This is a genomic window from uncultured Anaerofustis sp. (assembly GCF_938029165.1).
GTDB lineage: Bacteria > Bacillota > Clostridia > Eubacteriales > Anaerofustaceae > Anaerofustis.
The window spans coordinates 42,827-59,499 of sequence record NZ_CALHFB010000047.1 but is presented as its reverse complement, the minus strand read 5'-3'; the positions used below and the strand labels follow the sequence as shown (position 1 = coordinate 59,499).

Below are 16,673 nucleotides of genomic sequence, written 5' to 3'. Positions count from 1 at the left end.
TTCCTCCAAAGTTTAATTATTATAAACTACCATTTCGTATTCGGTTTTGTATGCTTCGGATTTGACTTCGACGTATTCTATGAGTTCATTTTCTTTTGTAAAAGTGGTAGATTTAAGTACACATATAGGTGTTTTTTCTTCTATCTTCAAGTATAGTGCTTCGTATTTATCGCTTGGTTTTATAAATACTTTTTGACAGGCTTTGTATGGTATTATTCCCTTGCTTGAAAGTATGTCATATAGAGACTTCTGTGTAAAATCTTCATGCAATAAATACTCTGTATACTTTATTGGTATATATGACGTAGACAGAGAAAACAGACTTCCGTCTATATATCTGAGTCTTTTTAAAATAAATATCTCATCGGATATATTTATATTTAATTTTTTCGCTATTTTTTCATCTGCTTTTTCTATATTTTGTGAGAGGATTTTATTTGTTACTTTCTTACCCTGCATTTTGGCATCATTGAAAAACCCGACTATAGAAGTAAGCTGATGGTCGGTATAAGGACTGTTTCCGAGGTAAAAGGCACCCTTTCTTTCTTTTCTGATAATAAGTCCCTCTTCCTCCAAAAGGTTCAAAGCAGATATGATCGTTGGTCTGCTGACGTCGTATTTTATACAAAGTTCTCTCTCTCCCGGAAGGTTGCTGTAATAAGGAAGATCTTTAAAGTCTTTTTTGATTTTTTCTTTTATCAATTTATATAGAGGTTTATTTTTGATTTTATTCATATATGACTCCTTATATCCACTGGATATATTATTTAATACTATAATATGCATTATTTGATAGATTGTCAATAGTATTTAATAAAATATATTTCCAGTGGGTATAAAATATTCATTAGATTAGAAAAATTATGAACTTAAATGATATTATTTATAAACAGACTACATGAATTTTTATAATTTAGAAGTAAAAATATTTTGTATTGAAAGAGTATCCGAGTTATACTATAATTAAATAAAAGATAATACCTTAGCAGTACTACTACGAACCTCAAGCTCACATTTTTTAATAGTTTTTAAATCCTTTTAAATAGCGGGATTCAGTAAAGTAATTTAAAATATTATATTTTATCAAGTGTCTGTAATAGGCTATTTGAAGGGATTTGTAGAGTCGCATCCCATACAGGGGTGCGTGGATTGAAACAGTATAATTATTTTGAAGAAACGGACAAGCACGGTCGCATCCCATACAGGGGTGCGTGGATTAAAGGGTAAAACTGTTCTTTTTTAAAGATAAAAAAGAACGAAAAAATCTCCGCTCAAGCTGCGGAGGCTAAAGCAGTTGCTAAAAGAGATGCAAAAGCTACGTTTGAATATCATTGCGGAGGCATTTTATTAAGTCGTTATATAGTTGCATATTTAATTGATATTGTTTGTATTTTTTTATAAAGCATTTTAATAAAGTTAATCTAAAGTTCGCTAATTTACTTTTATATATGATTTTATCTGTAAGGCTAATAATTACATATATTATCAAAATGAAACATTTCAAATAATGATTATGTATAATAAAAAAGGAGACTTATTTTAAGTCTCCTTCCACTTTTTCAAATAAATATTTATATTTTTCACTTAAATAGCTTTCCAAAAATTTGTTTTCAAATTCATTTACGTCTCTGCATTGTTCGCCGAGCTTATAAATCCTTTCAAATAGATTTGCAGCAATCTTCATAAGTTTGTAATTATTGCAGTTTTTAAATATGATATTTTTCCTTACATCTATCGTTGCTTTAATATATGTATCCATAATATCACTACTCCTTGGTAATTTTTGTATTATCATAATAACACTTGATACTGTAAAAAAATTGTAGTATATCTGATAATTAATAATTTTTACTGTGATGTATTTTTCAGATTTGAAAAATAAATGTAGTTATTACGATAAATTTTGATATAATACTTTTATAAAGTATTAAAGGAGCGAAAAATGCATAATTTTGTTGATTACTTTGAAGAAGATGAAGTATGTGATTTAACGTCGGTTAGTTTTGTCAGTCCCGAGTTTCGGGGGAATTTGGATTTTGGTGTTGCCGATGAAATAGAGATACTGGAAGCAAACAATAAGGAGCTTATCATAGATTTTACGAGAACGCTTGTATATGAAAATGACGATGATGTAGAACCGTTCTTGCAGGTGAGTGCAACGGCTAATTTCAGCGTTAAAGAGGATTTTAACGATACGATAGTTCTTATGTCAAAGACCAGTGATTTGGAAAATAAGATACTCGAAAATGAAGAGTTTTTTCTAAGTTCTACCATATCGGGGGTGTCTTTATTGATATCCCAAGTGCTGTCTTCATTCGGAAGGGTCCCGGTTATAACACCTCCTGTTTTTATGAGCGAAGAAGATGAGGAATAGAATTTCAGTTTTGATTGATTTTTCGAAATTTACAGAAAACTCTTGACATCAAAATAAAAAAAGTGTATTATTCTATACAACATTAATATAGAAAACCGTAGAGAAAGAGTAGTAGGCAAGATCAGAATGATTTAAAGAGAGCTATAGGCGGTGTGATTATAGCATGATTTCCTTGTTGAATGGACTTTTGAGGGTGACTTTGAACTGTAGTAGGGGTCATCGGGTTCCCGACCCGTTATCAGACCGGGCGCATATGATGGTATGTGTATGAGAGTGGACTTTTATGTCAATTTGAGTGGTACCGCGGATATTTTCGCCTCAAGCAAAGCATTTTGCTTGGGGCTTTTTCTATATTAAAAATAAAAAATTTTTAATAAAGTGAGGAAAAAAGAAATGAAAAGAACAAAAAAATTATTGATGGTCGGACTTAGTTTAGTATGTGCAGCAGGATTATTTGCAGGCTGCGGAAACAGTGACAGCGGCAGCGGCGGAGATAAAACATACGAACTCGGTATCTTGCAGTTTGCAAATCACGGTTCACTTGATAATTGCAGAGAAGGATTTTTACAAGGTTTAAAAGAAGAAGGTATCGAAGAAGGCAAAAATTTAAATGTTACATATAAGAATTCAGGTTCTGATGCAGCAACGGACAATCAGATCGCAACAAGCTTTGCTTCAAAAGATATGGATATGATTTGTGCAATAGCTACACCTAGTGCACAAAGTGCATATAATGCGTCTAAAGATAAAAATATCCCTGTAATTTACACGGCTGTAACATCTCCTAAACTTGCGGGTTTTGTTGACGATAATGATAAAAACGTGGGAGAAATCACGGGAACATCCGATTTGGTACTTGCAGATGACCAATTAAAATTGATTACTGATATGATGCCGAAAGTAAAAAATGTAGGTATCCTTTACAGTACAAGCGAAGTAAATTCAAAAGCCGGTATCGAAGCTTACGAAAAAGCAGCAAGCAAATATGGAGTAAAAATAGTAACTCAGGGAACAAGCAGTGCGGCTGATATCCCTATGGCTACAGACAGCTTACTGAAAAAAGTAGACTGCATCACAAACTTAACGGACAATACCGTAGTAAGCAATCTTCCTACGATTTTGGATAAAGCAAACAAAGCTAAAAAACCTGTTTTCGGTTCAGAAATAGAACAAGTTAAAATAGGATGTATCGGATGTGTAGGTATCGATTTTGTAAAGCTTGGAAATCAAACGGGTAAAATGGCGGCTAAAGTTTTAAAAGGTGAAGCTAAGGCGCAAGATATGCCTTTCGAAACATTTGACTCGGGAGAAATCGTTATAAATACTAAAGTTGCAAATGACCTTGGTATCGAAATCAGTAACGGTGTCAAAGAACAGGCAAGCCAGACTTTCGATAAAATAGAACAGTCAAAAGAAAATAAATAATATTGTTTACAGCCCTTTGGGGTTTAAATAAAGTATTCAAACGTCAAAAAAGTTGAGCTCCCAAAATCATAAATTTCGAAAAGAAATTTATCTAACCCTTATTAAATTTATTATAAAACTTATGGTATTCTCGTAAAACTTAGCGGAGCTTGACTTTTGACGTATGGATTAAATAATTAAGTAATTAAATATATAGTTAAATCAAAGTTTGACTATATACTTATTTATTTAAATAAGAAAAGGAGATAAAAAGTTGGATTTGATTATCGGCGTTTTTGAACAAGGCTTTATATACGCTATCATGGCAATAGGCGTATATATTACATATAAAATATTGGACTTCCCGGATTTGTCCGTTGACGGGACATTTCCTCTGGGAGCTGCGGTGACCGCAATGCTCATCATAGCTGGGGTAAACCCTTATTTGACACTCGTTGCGGCAACATTTTTGGGGGCTTTATCGGGAGTACTTACGGGTATCATACACGTTAAGTTCAAAGTCAGAGATTTACTTTCAGGTATCATCATGATGACCGCTTTATATACGATAAATCTTCGTATAGCGGGGGGAATTGCAAATGTACCCATATTCAATTATAAGACTATATTCGATAATGATTTTATAAATGGGATCTTTCCTTCATTCCTTGCACCTTATAAGACTATGATAGTGATATTCATAGTTCTTATAATATCTAAGCTGCTTTTGGATTTATATCTTAAGACGAAGTCCGGATATTTACTAAGAGCTGTAGGAGACAATGAAAAGATAGTTACTTCTCTCGCAAAAGACAGCGGAATAACGAAGATAATAGGCTTAGCTATTGCAAACGGACTTGTTGCACTTGCCGGAAGCGTGATGTGTCAGCAACAGAGGTTCTTTGAAATAACAATGGGAACTGGGACTATCGTTATAGGTCTTGCCAGTGTTATAATCGGTATGAATGTATTTAAAACGGATAAAATAAAGGCGACTACGGCTGTAGTATTCGGTTCCGTTATATATAAGGCGTGTGTAGCTATCGCTATTGAGTGCGGACTGGAAGCTTCTGATTTAAAACTCATTACGGCTTTATTATTCTTTATAATATTGGTGTTCAGTATGGACCGTAAAAAGAAGGTGAAAGAATGATAAGATTAGAACATATAGATAAATATTATAATATAGGTACGATAAACGAAGTTTGTCTTTTTAAAGATTTTAATTTGGATATAAACGACGGGGATTTTATTTCCGTAATAGGAAGTAACGGTTCCGGAAAGACTTCAATGCTCAATCTCATCTGCGGCAGTTTATCCCCTGAGAAGGGTAAGATAATTCTTGGCGGAGAAGATATAACAAAGCAGAAAGAATTTGTCAGGAGCAGAAAGATAGGCAGAGTGTATCAGGACCCTTCCATGGGTACATGCCCAAGTATGACTATTTTGGAAAATATGTCTTTAGCCGATAATAAAGGCAGTTCTTACGGACTTGGACTAGGAACGAATAAAAAGAGGATAGGTCATTATAAAGAATTATTGTCGAGGCTTAATTTAGGGCTTGAAGATATGCTTGAAAGTAAGGTAGGTTCGTTATCGGGCGGGCAAAGACAGGCTATGGCTCTACTTATGACTACAATGGCGGATATAGAGTTTTTGATTTTAGATGAGCATACTGCGGCTCTGGACCCTAAGACGGCTGAAATAATAATGGAACTTACCGATGAAATCGTAAGGGAGAAGAACATAACCACCGTTATGGTAACTCATAATCTTCGTTTTGCGGTCGAATACGGAAATAGGATAATAATGATGCATAACGGAGAGGCGATAATAGATAAGTCGGGAAAAGATAAAGATAATGTTGTTATAGACGATTTACTTGAAAGATTTAATGAAATAAGCATTGAAAGCGGTAACTCGCTTTAGAATAAATAATAACATTCCAACTAAAAAAAGACTGCTGTGTGCGGTCTTTTTTATTGTATTGTAGAGATGTGTAGGATAAGGGGCGCGGAATCTGCGTAGCAGGCGTAGTGCCCCGCATCTATGATAAAGGATTTTATTATATTTGAATTTACTTATTACTTGTAAGAAGAGGCGGTTTGTTTTCATCTTTTCTGTCCATAAGCCATTGTCCCATCAATATTTTAAGGACTGCAAATATAGGTATTCCTATTACCATTCCCACAACACCGAACAGGCTTCCGCAGAATATTATGGAAACAATGACCCAGAAACCGTTTAGTCCCACTACATCACCGAGTATTTTCGGTGCAAGTACATTTTGGTCGATTTGCTGAATGAATATTATTATGAGTACCATGATAATCCCCTGGATAGGTCCGCCCGAAATCATTGCGAATATAGAGCATGGGATAACGCTGAATATAGGTCCGAAGAGGGGTATCATATTTGTTATCGTTATGATGAATGCTATGAGCGAAGCATATTTGATTTTAAATATATATGCAAGAGCCATTCCCATTGCACCTACAATAAGTGAGCATATAGCCTTTCCTGATAAGAATTTAAAGAACATATAATTCATTAAGTCCAATACATAGGATACTCTTCCGTAAATCCGCTCCGAGAATATTGCTTCTGCAACTCTTGAAAATTGACTTAATAGTGTATCTTTATCTATGAGCATATAAAGTGCAAGGAATATTGCTATGAATACATTGTAGACGGTTTTACCTACACTCATTGTTGCATTAACAAGGTTTGTACCTATTCCTTCGACCCAAGTTTTTGCAAAACTCAGCATATTCACCAAAGTTGCATTCACTCCGCTTGATGTGGTTATATCTATATTAAAAAAGTTTAGGATATTTACGACCATAGGATGTTTTGTCAAGTCCGTAACAAAATTTTCTATTGCTCCCATATTATCCTGAATTGATGTTATAAGAGATGTTATACTCGTTATAGTACTCGGAAGGACTATATATACTATTAGTGTTATTATTAAAATAGCTATTATCATCACCGCCACTGAAGAGAGGACGCGGTTTGTTCCGTCCTTAAATTTGGAGTGTTTACTTATTCTATTATAGAGGTTATCTACGGGCTGATATAGGAAGAACGCTATTATAAAGCCAATGAGTACTGGCTTTAAAGGAACATAAAATGCATTCCATATGCCTACAAGTTTATTGCTGAAAGAAGATAAATTTTGAATGCCAAAGTAAAAGGCTATTATAAAGCATACCGCAAACGTTATTAAAACGAGGTATTCAATATACTTCCGTTCAATATTTTTGAATTGTTTCATTGTATCCCTCTCTTTTTTCATTTATTTTCAAATTATATCATACTAATAAGTTAAAATACTATAAAGAAAGTATATTTATGATATAATTAATTAAAATTTAATAATTATGAGGTTAATATGATATATTATTTGATTGTTATTATTAGTGTGGTTTTAGACCAGATAAGTAAAAAAATAGTTATTGATAATTTAAAGCCTGTCAGTACTATCCCTATTATAAAAGATGTGTTTCATTTTACTTACTGCGAGAATACCGGGGCTGCATTTAGCATTTTTTCTAAAAATACTGCTCTTCTTACTCTTGTAAGTCTTGTTTTTATATTGGTTGTTTTTTACTTTTTATTTAAAAATATAAAAAAGAGTAATCATAATAAAATGCTGCTGCTTGGATTATCTTTTATATTGGGCGGAGCAATAGGTAATTTTATTGACAGATTTTTTCATGGTTTCGTAACCGACTTCTTTGATTTTAGACTTATAAATTTTGCTATATTCAATATTGCCGATGTTTTTATAACAATAGGCGGGATTTTGTTTTGTATATGCATCTTATTTTCCAAGGATGATGAGAGTATATTTTAATAGGCGAGATATTCAAAATTTACTTAAAGTTTTATTAATGACTTTATTTTAATTATTATAATGTTCAGTGAAAATATTAAGGACCTTGCATTTAAGTATCTTTTGTTTTGTTATAAAATAAAAGATAATGAGTTATTATATTGTATATATTTAAGTGTATGTATCATATAACAGTATTAAATGTAATGTGTAATTCATTTTATACGATTGATAGTCATATTTATATAAATTTGTTAAAAGTATTCTTTCTTTGTATTTTAATGTTTTATTTAATCAGAATATATAGGAATAATCGGTTAAAAGATAATAGAGAAAATATTATAATCATAGTTTTAAACTTAGTAAAAAAATAAAGGCTAAGCGATAAGCCTTTATTTTTTATATTCCCTAACTATCTTAATTAATTTGCTTTTTTCATTTTTATTTTTGTCCTCTATTACCTCTCTTAAAAGATATTTTAAAATTTCCCCTACGTCTTTTCCCTTATATCCCAAAGAGATAATGTCATCTCCGCTTATTTTTAAGTCGCTTATCCTGTAAGGTTCTTTGTTTTTTATTACTCTTTTTGCAAATTCTTCGGTATCCCTAAATCTTTTTAGATTATCCTTTACGAGTTTATGATTTTTTGATTCGTCATCGGCGATCCTAACTTTTATTAAATCAAAGAATAGTTCCTCACCAAATTCGTTAAGTTTTTCTTTTACATATTTATTTTTCGGAGCCATATATTTATCATGATTTTTAATAAGCGTTAAAATTTTATATTTTGTTTCATTGTCGAATTTAAAATCATCAAGTATATTTTTAGCCATTTCCCTGGAAATATCGGAGTGATTGTAGAAATGGTCTATATTTTCTGTATCCGTCGTCTTGGTTTTGACCTTACCTACATCATGTAACAGCATAGTCATTTTTAAATGGAATACATTTTCTATATTATTAAATGTTTTGTAAGTATGTTCTCCGACGTTTTGCATATGATATTTATTGTTTTGATAAGTATGAAAACATTCTTTTATAATAGGGAAGAGCGTGGTTATAAAATCCATTTTATTTATATCCATGCCGCTTTCAAAGATTTCTTTTATCTCGGGAAGTATCCTCTCTTTTGCTACATTGTTAAGCAAGTGCATATTTTGTTTGATTGCCGTTAAAGTATCTTCTTCTATTTTAAAATCGTATCTCCCCGCAAATCTGTAAGCCCTTAAAATCCTTATGGCGTCTTCTTTAAACCTTTCTTTACCGTCTCCCACAACTCTTATGATACCTTTTTCTAGGTCCTGTCTTCCCTCGAATAAGTCGATAAGTCCGACTTTTTTATTATAAGCCATTGCATTGATAGTAAAGTCTCTTCTTTTTAAATCTTCTTCAATATTTGATAAAAACTTTACACTTTCGGGTCTTCTGTTTTCTATATACTTTCCTTCTTTTCTGAATGTCGTGACTTCAATGGGAGTATTATTTATTATTACGGTTACGGTCCCGTATTTTATACCTGTCGGTATAACTTTATACTCTTTGAATAGCTTTATAGTTTCTTTCGGAGATGCGCTTGTTGTTATATCATAGTCTTTGGGATTTCTTTCTAAAATTAAATCTCGTACACATCCTCCGACTATATATGCTTCGAAGCCGTTATTATTAAATTTATCTAAAATGATTTTTGCTTCATTTAATATATTTAGTTTCATAATATCACCTACTTGATTTTAACACTTATCATAGATTTTTGCCAACTGTTTTTTTAGTATTCAAATTCCTAATATAAAGTAATATAACAATATAATATAAAAAGAAACTTTTCTCTTTCAAAAACATCTCTTTTTTGATAAACTTTATAAGTACAAATAAAGAAAAGAGAATTTTTATGAATAATTTAACTATAGTTGCTACATGCACATTCGGACTTGAAAAAGTACTAAAGAGAGAAATAACCGATCTTGGATATGAAATAGGTAAGGTGGAAGACGGAAAAGTTTATTTTAAAGGAAACAAAAAAGATGTGATGAATGTCAATCTTCATCTTAGGACGGCGGGAAGAGTCCTTATATTTATAACGTCATTCGACGCTCACTCTTTCGATGAACTATTCGATAACGTTGAAAATTATCCTTGGGAGGATATATTTGAAAAGAATGCGGGTTTTAACGCGACTAAAATAAGCAGTGTAAAGTCAAAATTATTTTCAAAAAGAGATATTCAAAAAATCGTTAAAAAAGCTATAGTTGAAAGACTTAAGAGAAAATATAAATTAAATAAGCTGAGTGAAAGCGGTTCATACTATGAACTTATAGTAAACATAAAAAAAGATAAGGTCAGCATTTTTATAAATACATCCGGTAAGGGGCTTCATAAAAGAGGGTATAGAGAAAATGCATTAAAAGCACCTTTAAAAGAAACCTTGGCAAGCGGAATTATCTTACTTTCCGGGTACAGAGGCGACAGACCTTTCAGCGATGTCATGTGCGGCAGCGGAACTATCGTTATCGAAGCTGCAATGAAAGCAAAGAATATCGCACCGGGACTTAACAGAGAATTTGCCTTTGAAAAATGGAAAGATTATAGCATTAAAGACTTTGAGCTTTTAAAAGAAGAAGCAAGAGAGAATATCAAACCTGCCGAAGTGAGGCTTCTGGGAAACGATATAGATTACAGAGCCATAAAGCTGGCAAACGAAAATGCAAGAAAAGCAGGTGTCGAAGATGCGGTAGCTTTCCAGAAGATGGACATGAAAGAATTTCGCTCCAGAAAGAAAAACGGTCTTATGATAGTAAATCCGCCTTATGCGGAAAGGATAGGGAATGAAGCGGAAGTAATACAGCTATACAAAGATTTCGGAAAGATGTATGAAAATTTGGAGGACTGGAAACTGTTTGTTTTATGTGCTCATCCGATGTTCCAAAAATACTTTGGCGAAAAAGCTGATAGGAACAGAAAGTTGTTTAACGGGAATATGCTTTGTTATTTATATCAGTATTATCCCAAAAGAAAATAAATAAAAGAGGGGTTTTAATGACTGTAAAAGAGGCTCTTGAAACTGCAAGTAGAAAATTAAAAAAAAATAATATAGAAAATTCTATAAATGAAGCAAAATATTTGCTTAAATATTTATTAAAAAAAGATGATGTTTTTTTTATAACTGATTTAAATTATGAATTGACAGATGATGAGATAAATGAATATGAAAAACTTATAAATAAAAGGTGTTCACATGTCCCTTTCAGTTATATAACGGGAATAAAAGAATTCATGGGACTTGATTTTTATGTAGATGAAGAAACACTTATACCTCGTCCGGAGACAGAAATCATAGTAGAATATATGATTGAGCATTTTAAGGCTATACCTATGGATATATTGGAAATCGGTGTAGGCAGCGGGTGCATAAGTATATCCATAGCAAAGTGCCTTGAAAATGTAAATATTTTAGGTGTGGATATAAACGAAAAGGCACTTGTTACGGCAAATAAAAATATAAAAGAACATAATGTACAGGATAGAGTTAAATTTATAAAAAGCGATATATATGAAAATGTAGAGGGTAAGTTTGATGTTATCATCTCCAATCCTCCGTATATAAGAAAAGATATTATTGATACTTTGGAGGATGATGTTAAAAAGTATGAACCTATTTTAGCTCTTGACGGCGGGGAAGACGGTCTTTACTTTTACAGAGAAATAATAAGAAATGCTTCAAAGTATTTAAATAAAGGCGGATATATTATTTTTGAAATCGGTTATGACCAAGGTGAGGAAGTAAAGGATTTGCTTATTCAAAATAACTTTGCGGATATCGAAATCATAAAGGATTTAGCGGGATTTGACAGGACTGTTGCGGGGAGGTTAAAATTATTAAAGTGAGGTGTTTAAATTGACGTTTAAACCAAATTTAAAAATAAATGAAGTTATATCTAATAGTGAATTAACTAATATCTTTTCATGTGGTAATACTGGTGGAATGCGAAAGTCTAACAAAAATAAAACTTTAGTTTTGATTGCAGACCATACAAAATCTATTTATGAAGATATATGGCAGGATAACATTCTTCATTATACAGGAATGGGGAGGGGCGGAAATCAAAAAATAAATTGGAGAAGTAATAAAACTTTACATGAATCAAAAAATAATGGTTTTACATTGTATTTATTTGAAGTATTTTTACCAAATGAATATATTTTTAGGGGCGAAGTAATTTTAAATAATGAACCTTATCAATCAGAACAATTTGATATAAATAATAATAAAAGGATTGTCTGGGTATTCCCATTAAAATTAAAATATAATAATGCTTATTTAGATATAGATATAATTAATAAAAATGAAATATTTAAAAGGAATAATATTAGAAAATTAGATATTAATAAATTGAAAGAAAATGCAATTAAAACTCAAAATAAATATCCGAGTAGAAGAAAAGTAATAACTTCTAGATATGTTTGTAGTAAATATATTTCAGAATACGCTATTAGAAGAGCAAATGGAATTTGTGAGTTATGTGAGGAACATGCACCTTTTAATTATTCTGATGGTGAACCATATTTGGAAAGTTATAGAATTAAAAATTTATCAAAAAACGGAAGTGATATGATCGATAATGTAGTTGCATTATGTCCAAATTGTAGAGCAAAAATGCAAATATTAAATTTAGAGGAAGATGTTAATAAATTAAAAAATAAAGCTAAATTAATATAAAAACCCCCTTATTGGGAGTTTTTTATAAGTATTTACACGCTTTAATCAAGTTTACCATTAAGCATGAAGTCGTAACACTTCCCACTCCTCCCGGTACGGGAGTAATAAGCCCCGCGGTTTCATAAGCACTTTCAAAATCCACATCTCCGCACATCTTTCCCTCTACAAAGTTTATACCTACGTCTATTACTACGGCTCCCGGTTTGATATATTCTTTATTTACCATATTTCCCCTGCCGACAGCCGCAATCAGAACGTCTGCTTTTTTGCATACTTCTTTAAGGTTTTTCGTTTTCGAGTGACAAATGGTTACCGTGGCATTTCTGTCGAGTAACATCATGCTGAGCGGTTTTCCTACTACCAGGCTCCTTCCTATCAATACGACTTCTTTTCCTTCCAGCTCAATATTATAATAATCCAGCATTTCCATTACTCCAAGAGGTGTGCATGGATAAAATCCGCTCTTGTCGGAAATGAATACTTTTGCCAAATTGATAGGTGAAAAACAGTCAATGTCCTTCTTTGGGCTTATGATATATTTTATTTTGTCTTCATCAAGCTGTTTGGGAAGAGGTCTGAAAACCAATATGCCATGTATCTTATCATTATCGTTCAAAACCTTTAAGTTGTTATCAAAATCTTCCTGTGATATATCTTCTTTCAGCACAACGGATTTTACGGATATATCAGCCTTAGCCATTAACTTTATTATGCTTGTCTCATAGGAGATATCACTTTTGTTTTCTCCGACTCTTAAAACCGCAAGCTGAGGCTTGATACCTTTTGATTTTAATTCTTCACATTCTTTTCTGCATTTCAATATTATTTCGTTGGTAACGGTACTACCGAGTAATCTCTTTGTCATTTAAATACCCTCAATGTTTAGTTTTTTTAATACTTCTTCATATATTTCATCACATAATTTTATGCCGTCATCTACTTTTTTCTTATATGCATTTAAATTTTTATCTATAAAAGTCTTATCGGTGATAGTACCCATATTTATCATCATGTTAAGATATCCGCCTTTAAGGGCGCTTCTTAAACATTCTATACCTACACCTACATCGCTTATCAGTAAAACAGAACCTTTTTTTACGAGCTCTTTGTGAAGTAATATAGCTTCGTATGCGGTGTCGATGATATCCATGGGAGCTTTGCATGCAATAATGGAACATCTTGATATTTCTTCCTGCTTTTGTTTTTTTTCTTCTGCAGTTTCTGCTTTTATGCCATAGGCTTTAGACAAGGGAAGGAAGTTTTCTTCATCTTCGTCTATCAAATCGAGAAATCTGTTTTGCAGTTTTTCTGATTTGTTTATTATTTCTTTTATGTCTTCTTCAAATTCCGCATACTTCTTTTTGCCTGTGGTAAAATTTGAAACCATTCCCGCAAGAGCAGTTCCGAGAGCTCCGCATAAAGAAGAGACCCCGCCTCCTCCGGGAGCAGGGTCCTTACTGTAAGTTTTATTAATAAATTCTTCAACTTTATTATTTTTATAAGCCATAACTATACCTATCTTACTTTTAGTCCGCTTTCGATATCTTCTTCGGGAGATATGAATGTAAGTTTCCCGTCATTATCTTCAGCAAGTAAAATCATTCCCTGTGAAATTTCGCCTCTTAGTTTTGCGGGTTTTAAGTTTGCAACGACTACGACGTTTTTACCGACAAGCTCTTCAGGCGTAAAGTATTTTGCTATGCCCGAAACGATTTGTCTTTTTTCACTTCCCACCATTACTTCGAATACAAGTAATTTATCTGCGTCGGGATGTTTTTTTGCAGAGAGTATTTTACCTATCCTAAGGTCTACTTTTGCAAAATCATCTATGCTTATTTCACCGATTTCTTCTGCTTCTTTTTTAGCTTTCTTATTTTTTTTCTTTTGTGTCTTTTCTTCTTTTTTATCGTCCTTTTCTATCTTCGCCAAGACTTCTTTTGGGTCAAGCCTATTGAACAGAACGAAGGCTTTGTTTAATGTTATACCTTCTTCAAGTCCTCCGAATTTCAGGATACTTTCATAAGATGAATTTTTAGTATTTAACATCTTGATGATATTTTCTCCGGTTTGAGGTAGGAAGGGAGTTATAAGGACACCGATGACTCTTATGGATTCAAGAAGGTTATAAAGTACTGTTTTTAGTCTGTCTTGTTTGTCTTCTTCTTTTGCAAGTACCCAAGGCATCGTTTCGTCGATGTATTTATTACTTCTTCTTGCAAGAGAAATAATCAAGTTTATTGCATCGGCAACTTTTAATTCGTTCATCTTTTCCTCTACCAAAAGAGGAGTTTTTTCTATTAAATCAATAAGTTCTTTATCTATATCTTCTTCGGCTTTGGGATTTGAGACCATGCTATCGAAATACTTCTTGCTCATTGCGATGGTCCTGTTTACAAGGTTACCTAAAATATTTACGAGTTCTCCGTTTATCCTGTCGATAAGCTGTTCATAAGTAAGGGTACCGTCCTGTGCAAAAGGCATTTCTCTTAAAAGATAATATCTTACGCTGTCCACTCCGAATAGATCTACAAGGTCGTCTGCATAAATGACATTTCCCTTTGATTTGCTCATTTTTCCTTCGCCGAGAAGCAGCCAAGGATGTCCGAATATTTGCTTTGGAAGAGGTAAATCAAGAGCCATGAGCATGATAGGCCAGTATAGAGTATGAAATCTTAAGATATCTTTACCTATCAAATGCACATCTGCGGGCCAGTATTTATTATAGTTTTCTTCGTGGTTCCCCTCAGGGTCGTATCCAAGGAAAGTGATATAGTTTGAGAGTGCGTCTATCCAAACATAAACGACATGTCCAGGGTCAAAATCAACGGGGATACCCCATTTGAAGCTTGTTCTCGATACGCATAAGTCCTTTAGTCCCGGTTTTAAGAAGTTGTTTACCATTTCGTTCTTTCTTGATTCCGGTTGGATAAACTCCGGATGAGTATCGATATATTCCATTAATCTGTCGGCATATTTGCTTAATTTAAAGAAATATGCTTCTTCTTTTTCATAAGTCACTTCTCTTCCGCAGTCGGGACATTTTCCATCTATTAGCTGACTTTCCGTAAAGAATGATTCGCAAGGTTCGCAGTACATTCCTTCGTATTCGTCTTTATAGATATCTCCTTGTTCATAGAGTTTCTTAAATATTTTTTGTACCTTTTTTTCATGATATGGGTCTGTTGTCCTTACGAATTTATCGTAGCTGGTGTTCATGATATCCCAAATCCTATGGATTTCGGTGGAAACGTCGTCTACAAATTCCTGCGGAGTTACCCCTGCTTCCTTTGCAACGGTTTCTATCTTTTGTCCGTGTTCGTCGGTCCCTGTCTGGAAGTATACGTCGTATCCTGTAAGTCTTTTATATCTTGCTATACTGTCGGCCAATACTATTTCGTAAGTATTTCCTATATGAGGTTTTCCCGAAGTATAAGCTATTGCGGTTGAAATATAATATGGTTTTTTACTCATTTACTCATCTCTCCTTAATAAAAAGCAATAATAACTTAATATTACCAAATATCACCTTTAAAATCAATTATATTAATATTTTATCCTAAAAAATCATAACAAAACCTTTGATTATTTTACTTATATAATAAATAATCACTTTCTTCTGTTCACTTGAACAAATCTGACTTAATTGTTATTATATATTTAAGAAGGATTACTAAGATTTTTATATTATGTAAATACATGCTTTTATAAAATAAGGAGCTGTAAATGAAGAAGTTATATGTGGATATGTCGGAGATAAAAGGCGGCTTTGGGATAGCTGAGGAAGACGATACTGAAATACTTATGTCAGGTGTTATAATAGAATCCATGCTCATAGAAAAAAGAGATGAGAATAAAAAGTTTTATAGAAAATATAAAGAAGAATATGATATCCGTTTTATTTTTGATGATGATATCCCAAATATAAGTTTCTTTACAATTCCTGAATTTTATATGATTGCATCGGACAGTGACGGAGGATATATAGGAGGTATTGGCAGTGGTTTTGAACTTTGGGACAGTAATCCCATATATTATATTTCAAGTGAACTTAAATGTTATTTGATAAATAAAAGCAGTAAAAAGTTTATGAAATCGCCGAAGGGCTGGAGAAGTTCCCTAATGCCTTGTGATAAAATAACGATTTATAAATCCAAAGCGGAAGCGGAAAAATATGTGGATTTTCTGGATATAAATGACGAGTTGAAGGATTTGCCGACCTTAGAAGACCTTTTTGCCGAAGATGTAATATTTTAATTTACTATAGCTATGGATTTCATTAATATCATAATTGTTGTAATCAATAATATTTTATCAAAAAGTTGAACGATTTAATGGTTTATGTT

The 16,673-nt window shown here is 32.6% G+C and carries 16 protein-coding genes and 1 other annotated feature; of the genes, 9 read left to right on the top strand and 7 right to left on the bottom strand.

Translation table 11 applies throughout. The annotated features are described in order from the left end of the window. Window positions 1-12: 12 nt before the first annotated feature. Together Q0516_RS08715 and Q0516_RS08710 are read right to left on the bottom strand one after the other, a co-directional pair. Window positions 13-735: a GntR family transcriptional regulator gene (locus Q0516_RS08715; protein WP_294466688.1), complete on the bottom strand. Its 723-nt coding sequence runs from the start codon at window positions 733-735 to the stop codon at window positions 13-15. 799 nt (window positions 736-1,534) lie between these two features. Next, on the bottom strand, window positions 1,535-1,759 hold the full coding sequence (locus Q0516_RS08710; protein WP_257480400.1) for a hypothetical protein: 225 nt from the start codon (window positions 1,757-1,759) through the stop codon (window positions 1,535-1,537). Window positions 1,760-1,942: 183 nt separating this feature from the next. Here Q0516_RS08710 and Q0516_RS08705 point away from each other — a divergent pair, with 183 nt between their 5' ends. The 4 genes from Q0516_RS08705 to Q0516_RS08690 all read left to right on the top strand — a co-directional run bounded on the left by Q0516_RS08705 (window position 1,943) and on the right by Q0516_RS08690 (window position 5,707). Then, complete coding sequence (locus Q0516_RS08705; protein WP_257480399.1) at window positions 1,943-2,374, top strand: hypothetical protein; 432 nt, start codon at window positions 1,943-1,945, stop codon at window positions 2,372-2,374. An 89-nt stretch (window positions 2,375-2,463) separates the two neighbouring features. Continuing rightward, window positions 2,464-2,698: a binding site (T-box leader), on the top strand. Between the two features lie 69 nt (window positions 2,699-2,767). Then, on the top strand, window positions 2,768-3,799 hold the full coding sequence (locus Q0516_RS08700; protein WP_257480398.1) for an ABC transporter substrate-binding protein: 1,032 nt from the start codon (window positions 2,768-2,770) through the stop codon (window positions 3,797-3,799). Between the two features lie 253 nt (window positions 3,800-4,052). After that, window positions 4,053-4,931, top strand: a complete 879-nt coding sequence (locus tag Q0516_RS08695; RefSeq protein ID WP_294466681.1) for an ABC transporter permease — start codon at window positions 4,053-4,055, stop codon at window positions 4,929-4,931. Further along, a complete protein-coding gene (locus Q0516_RS08690) occupies window positions 4,928-5,707 on the top strand; it encodes an ATP-binding cassette domain-containing protein (RefSeq protein WP_257480396.1) in 780 nt (259 codons plus the stop codon). The genes Q0516_RS08695 and Q0516_RS08690 overlap by 4 nt, the downstream gene beginning before the upstream one ends. Before the next feature lie 148 nt (window positions 5,708-5,855). Here Q0516_RS08690 and Q0516_RS08685 read toward each other — a convergent pair whose 3' ends face one another. Next, window positions 5,856-7,055 carry an AI-2E family transporter gene (locus Q0516_RS08685; RefSeq protein ID WP_294466676.1) on the bottom strand — a complete coding sequence of 400 codons (1,200 nt, stop codon included), beginning with the start codon at window positions 7,053-7,055 and terminating at the stop codon, window positions 5,856-5,858. Between the two features lie 117 nt (window positions 7,056-7,172). Between Q0516_RS08685 and lspA the strand changes: the two genes are divergently transcribed. After that, window positions 7,173-7,637 carry a signal peptidase II gene (gene lspA, locus Q0516_RS08680; RefSeq protein ID WP_294466674.1) on the top strand — a complete coding sequence of 155 codons (465 nt, stop codon included), beginning with the start codon at window positions 7,173-7,175 and terminating at the stop codon, window positions 7,635-7,637. A gap of 371 nt (window positions 7,638-8,008) precedes the next feature. On the opposite strand, the gene Q0516_RS08675 is transcribed toward lspA, so the two are convergent. Further along, window positions 8,009-9,328, bottom strand: a complete 1,320-nt coding sequence (locus Q0516_RS08675; RefSeq protein ID WP_294466670.1) for an HD domain-containing protein — start codon at window positions 9,326-9,328, stop codon at window positions 8,009-8,011. A 176-nt stretch (window positions 9,329-9,504) separates the two neighbouring features. On the opposite strand from Q0516_RS08675, the gene Q0516_RS08670 reads away from it, so the two are divergent. Genes Q0516_RS08670 through Q0516_RS08660 form a run of 3 tightly spaced genes read left to right on the top strand, consistent with a single transcriptional unit; the run spans window position 9,505 to window position 12,330 of the window. Further along, window positions 9,505-10,632, top strand: coding sequence for a class I SAM-dependent RNA methyltransferase (locus Q0516_RS08670; protein WP_294466668.1), 1,128 nt, complete (start codon window positions 9,505-9,507; stop codon window positions 10,630-10,632). A gap of 17 nt (window positions 10,633-10,649) precedes the next feature. Beyond that, on the top strand, window positions 10,650-11,498 hold the full coding sequence (gene prmC, locus Q0516_RS08665) for a peptide chain release factor N(5)-glutamine methyltransferase (protein WP_294466665.1): 849 nt from the start codon (window positions 10,650-10,652) through the stop codon (window positions 11,496-11,498). 10 nt (window positions 11,499-11,508) lie between these two features. Further along, the gene (locus Q0516_RS08660) at window positions 11,509-12,330 is read left to right on the top strand and encodes an HNH endonuclease (protein ID WP_294466662.1); all 822 of its coding nucleotides are present in this window, start codon (window positions 11,509-11,511) and stop codon (window positions 12,328-12,330) included. 22 nt (window positions 12,331-12,352) lie between these two features. Here Q0516_RS08660 and Q0516_RS08655 read toward each other — a convergent pair whose 3' ends face one another. The 3 genes from Q0516_RS08655 to metG are packed head-to-tail and all read right to left on the bottom strand — an operon-like array spanning window position 12,353 to window position 15,801. After that, window positions 12,353-13,195: a tetrahydrofolate dehydrogenase/cyclohydrolase catalytic domain-containing protein gene (locus Q0516_RS08655; RefSeq protein WP_294466657.1), complete on the bottom strand. Its 843-nt coding sequence runs from the start codon at window positions 13,193-13,195 to the stop codon at window positions 12,353-12,355. After that, entirely contained in the window at window positions 13,196-13,837 is a 642-nt protein-coding gene (locus tag Q0516_RS08650; protein WP_294466655.1) for a cyclodeaminase/cyclohydrolase family protein, read from the bottom strand. A gap of 8 nt (window positions 13,838-13,845) precedes the next feature. Further along, window positions 13,846-15,801, bottom strand: a complete 1,956-nt coding sequence (gene metG, locus Q0516_RS08645) for a methionine--tRNA ligase (protein ID WP_294466652.1) — start codon at window positions 15,799-15,801, stop codon at window positions 13,846-13,848. Between the two features lie 252 nt (window positions 15,802-16,053). On the opposite strand from metG, the gene Q0516_RS08640 reads away from it, so the two are divergent. After that, complete coding sequence (locus Q0516_RS08640; protein ID WP_294466650.1) at window positions 16,054-16,584, top strand: hypothetical protein; 531 nt, start codon at window positions 16,054-16,056, stop codon at window positions 16,582-16,584. Window positions 16,585-16,673: the final 89 nt, after the last annotated feature.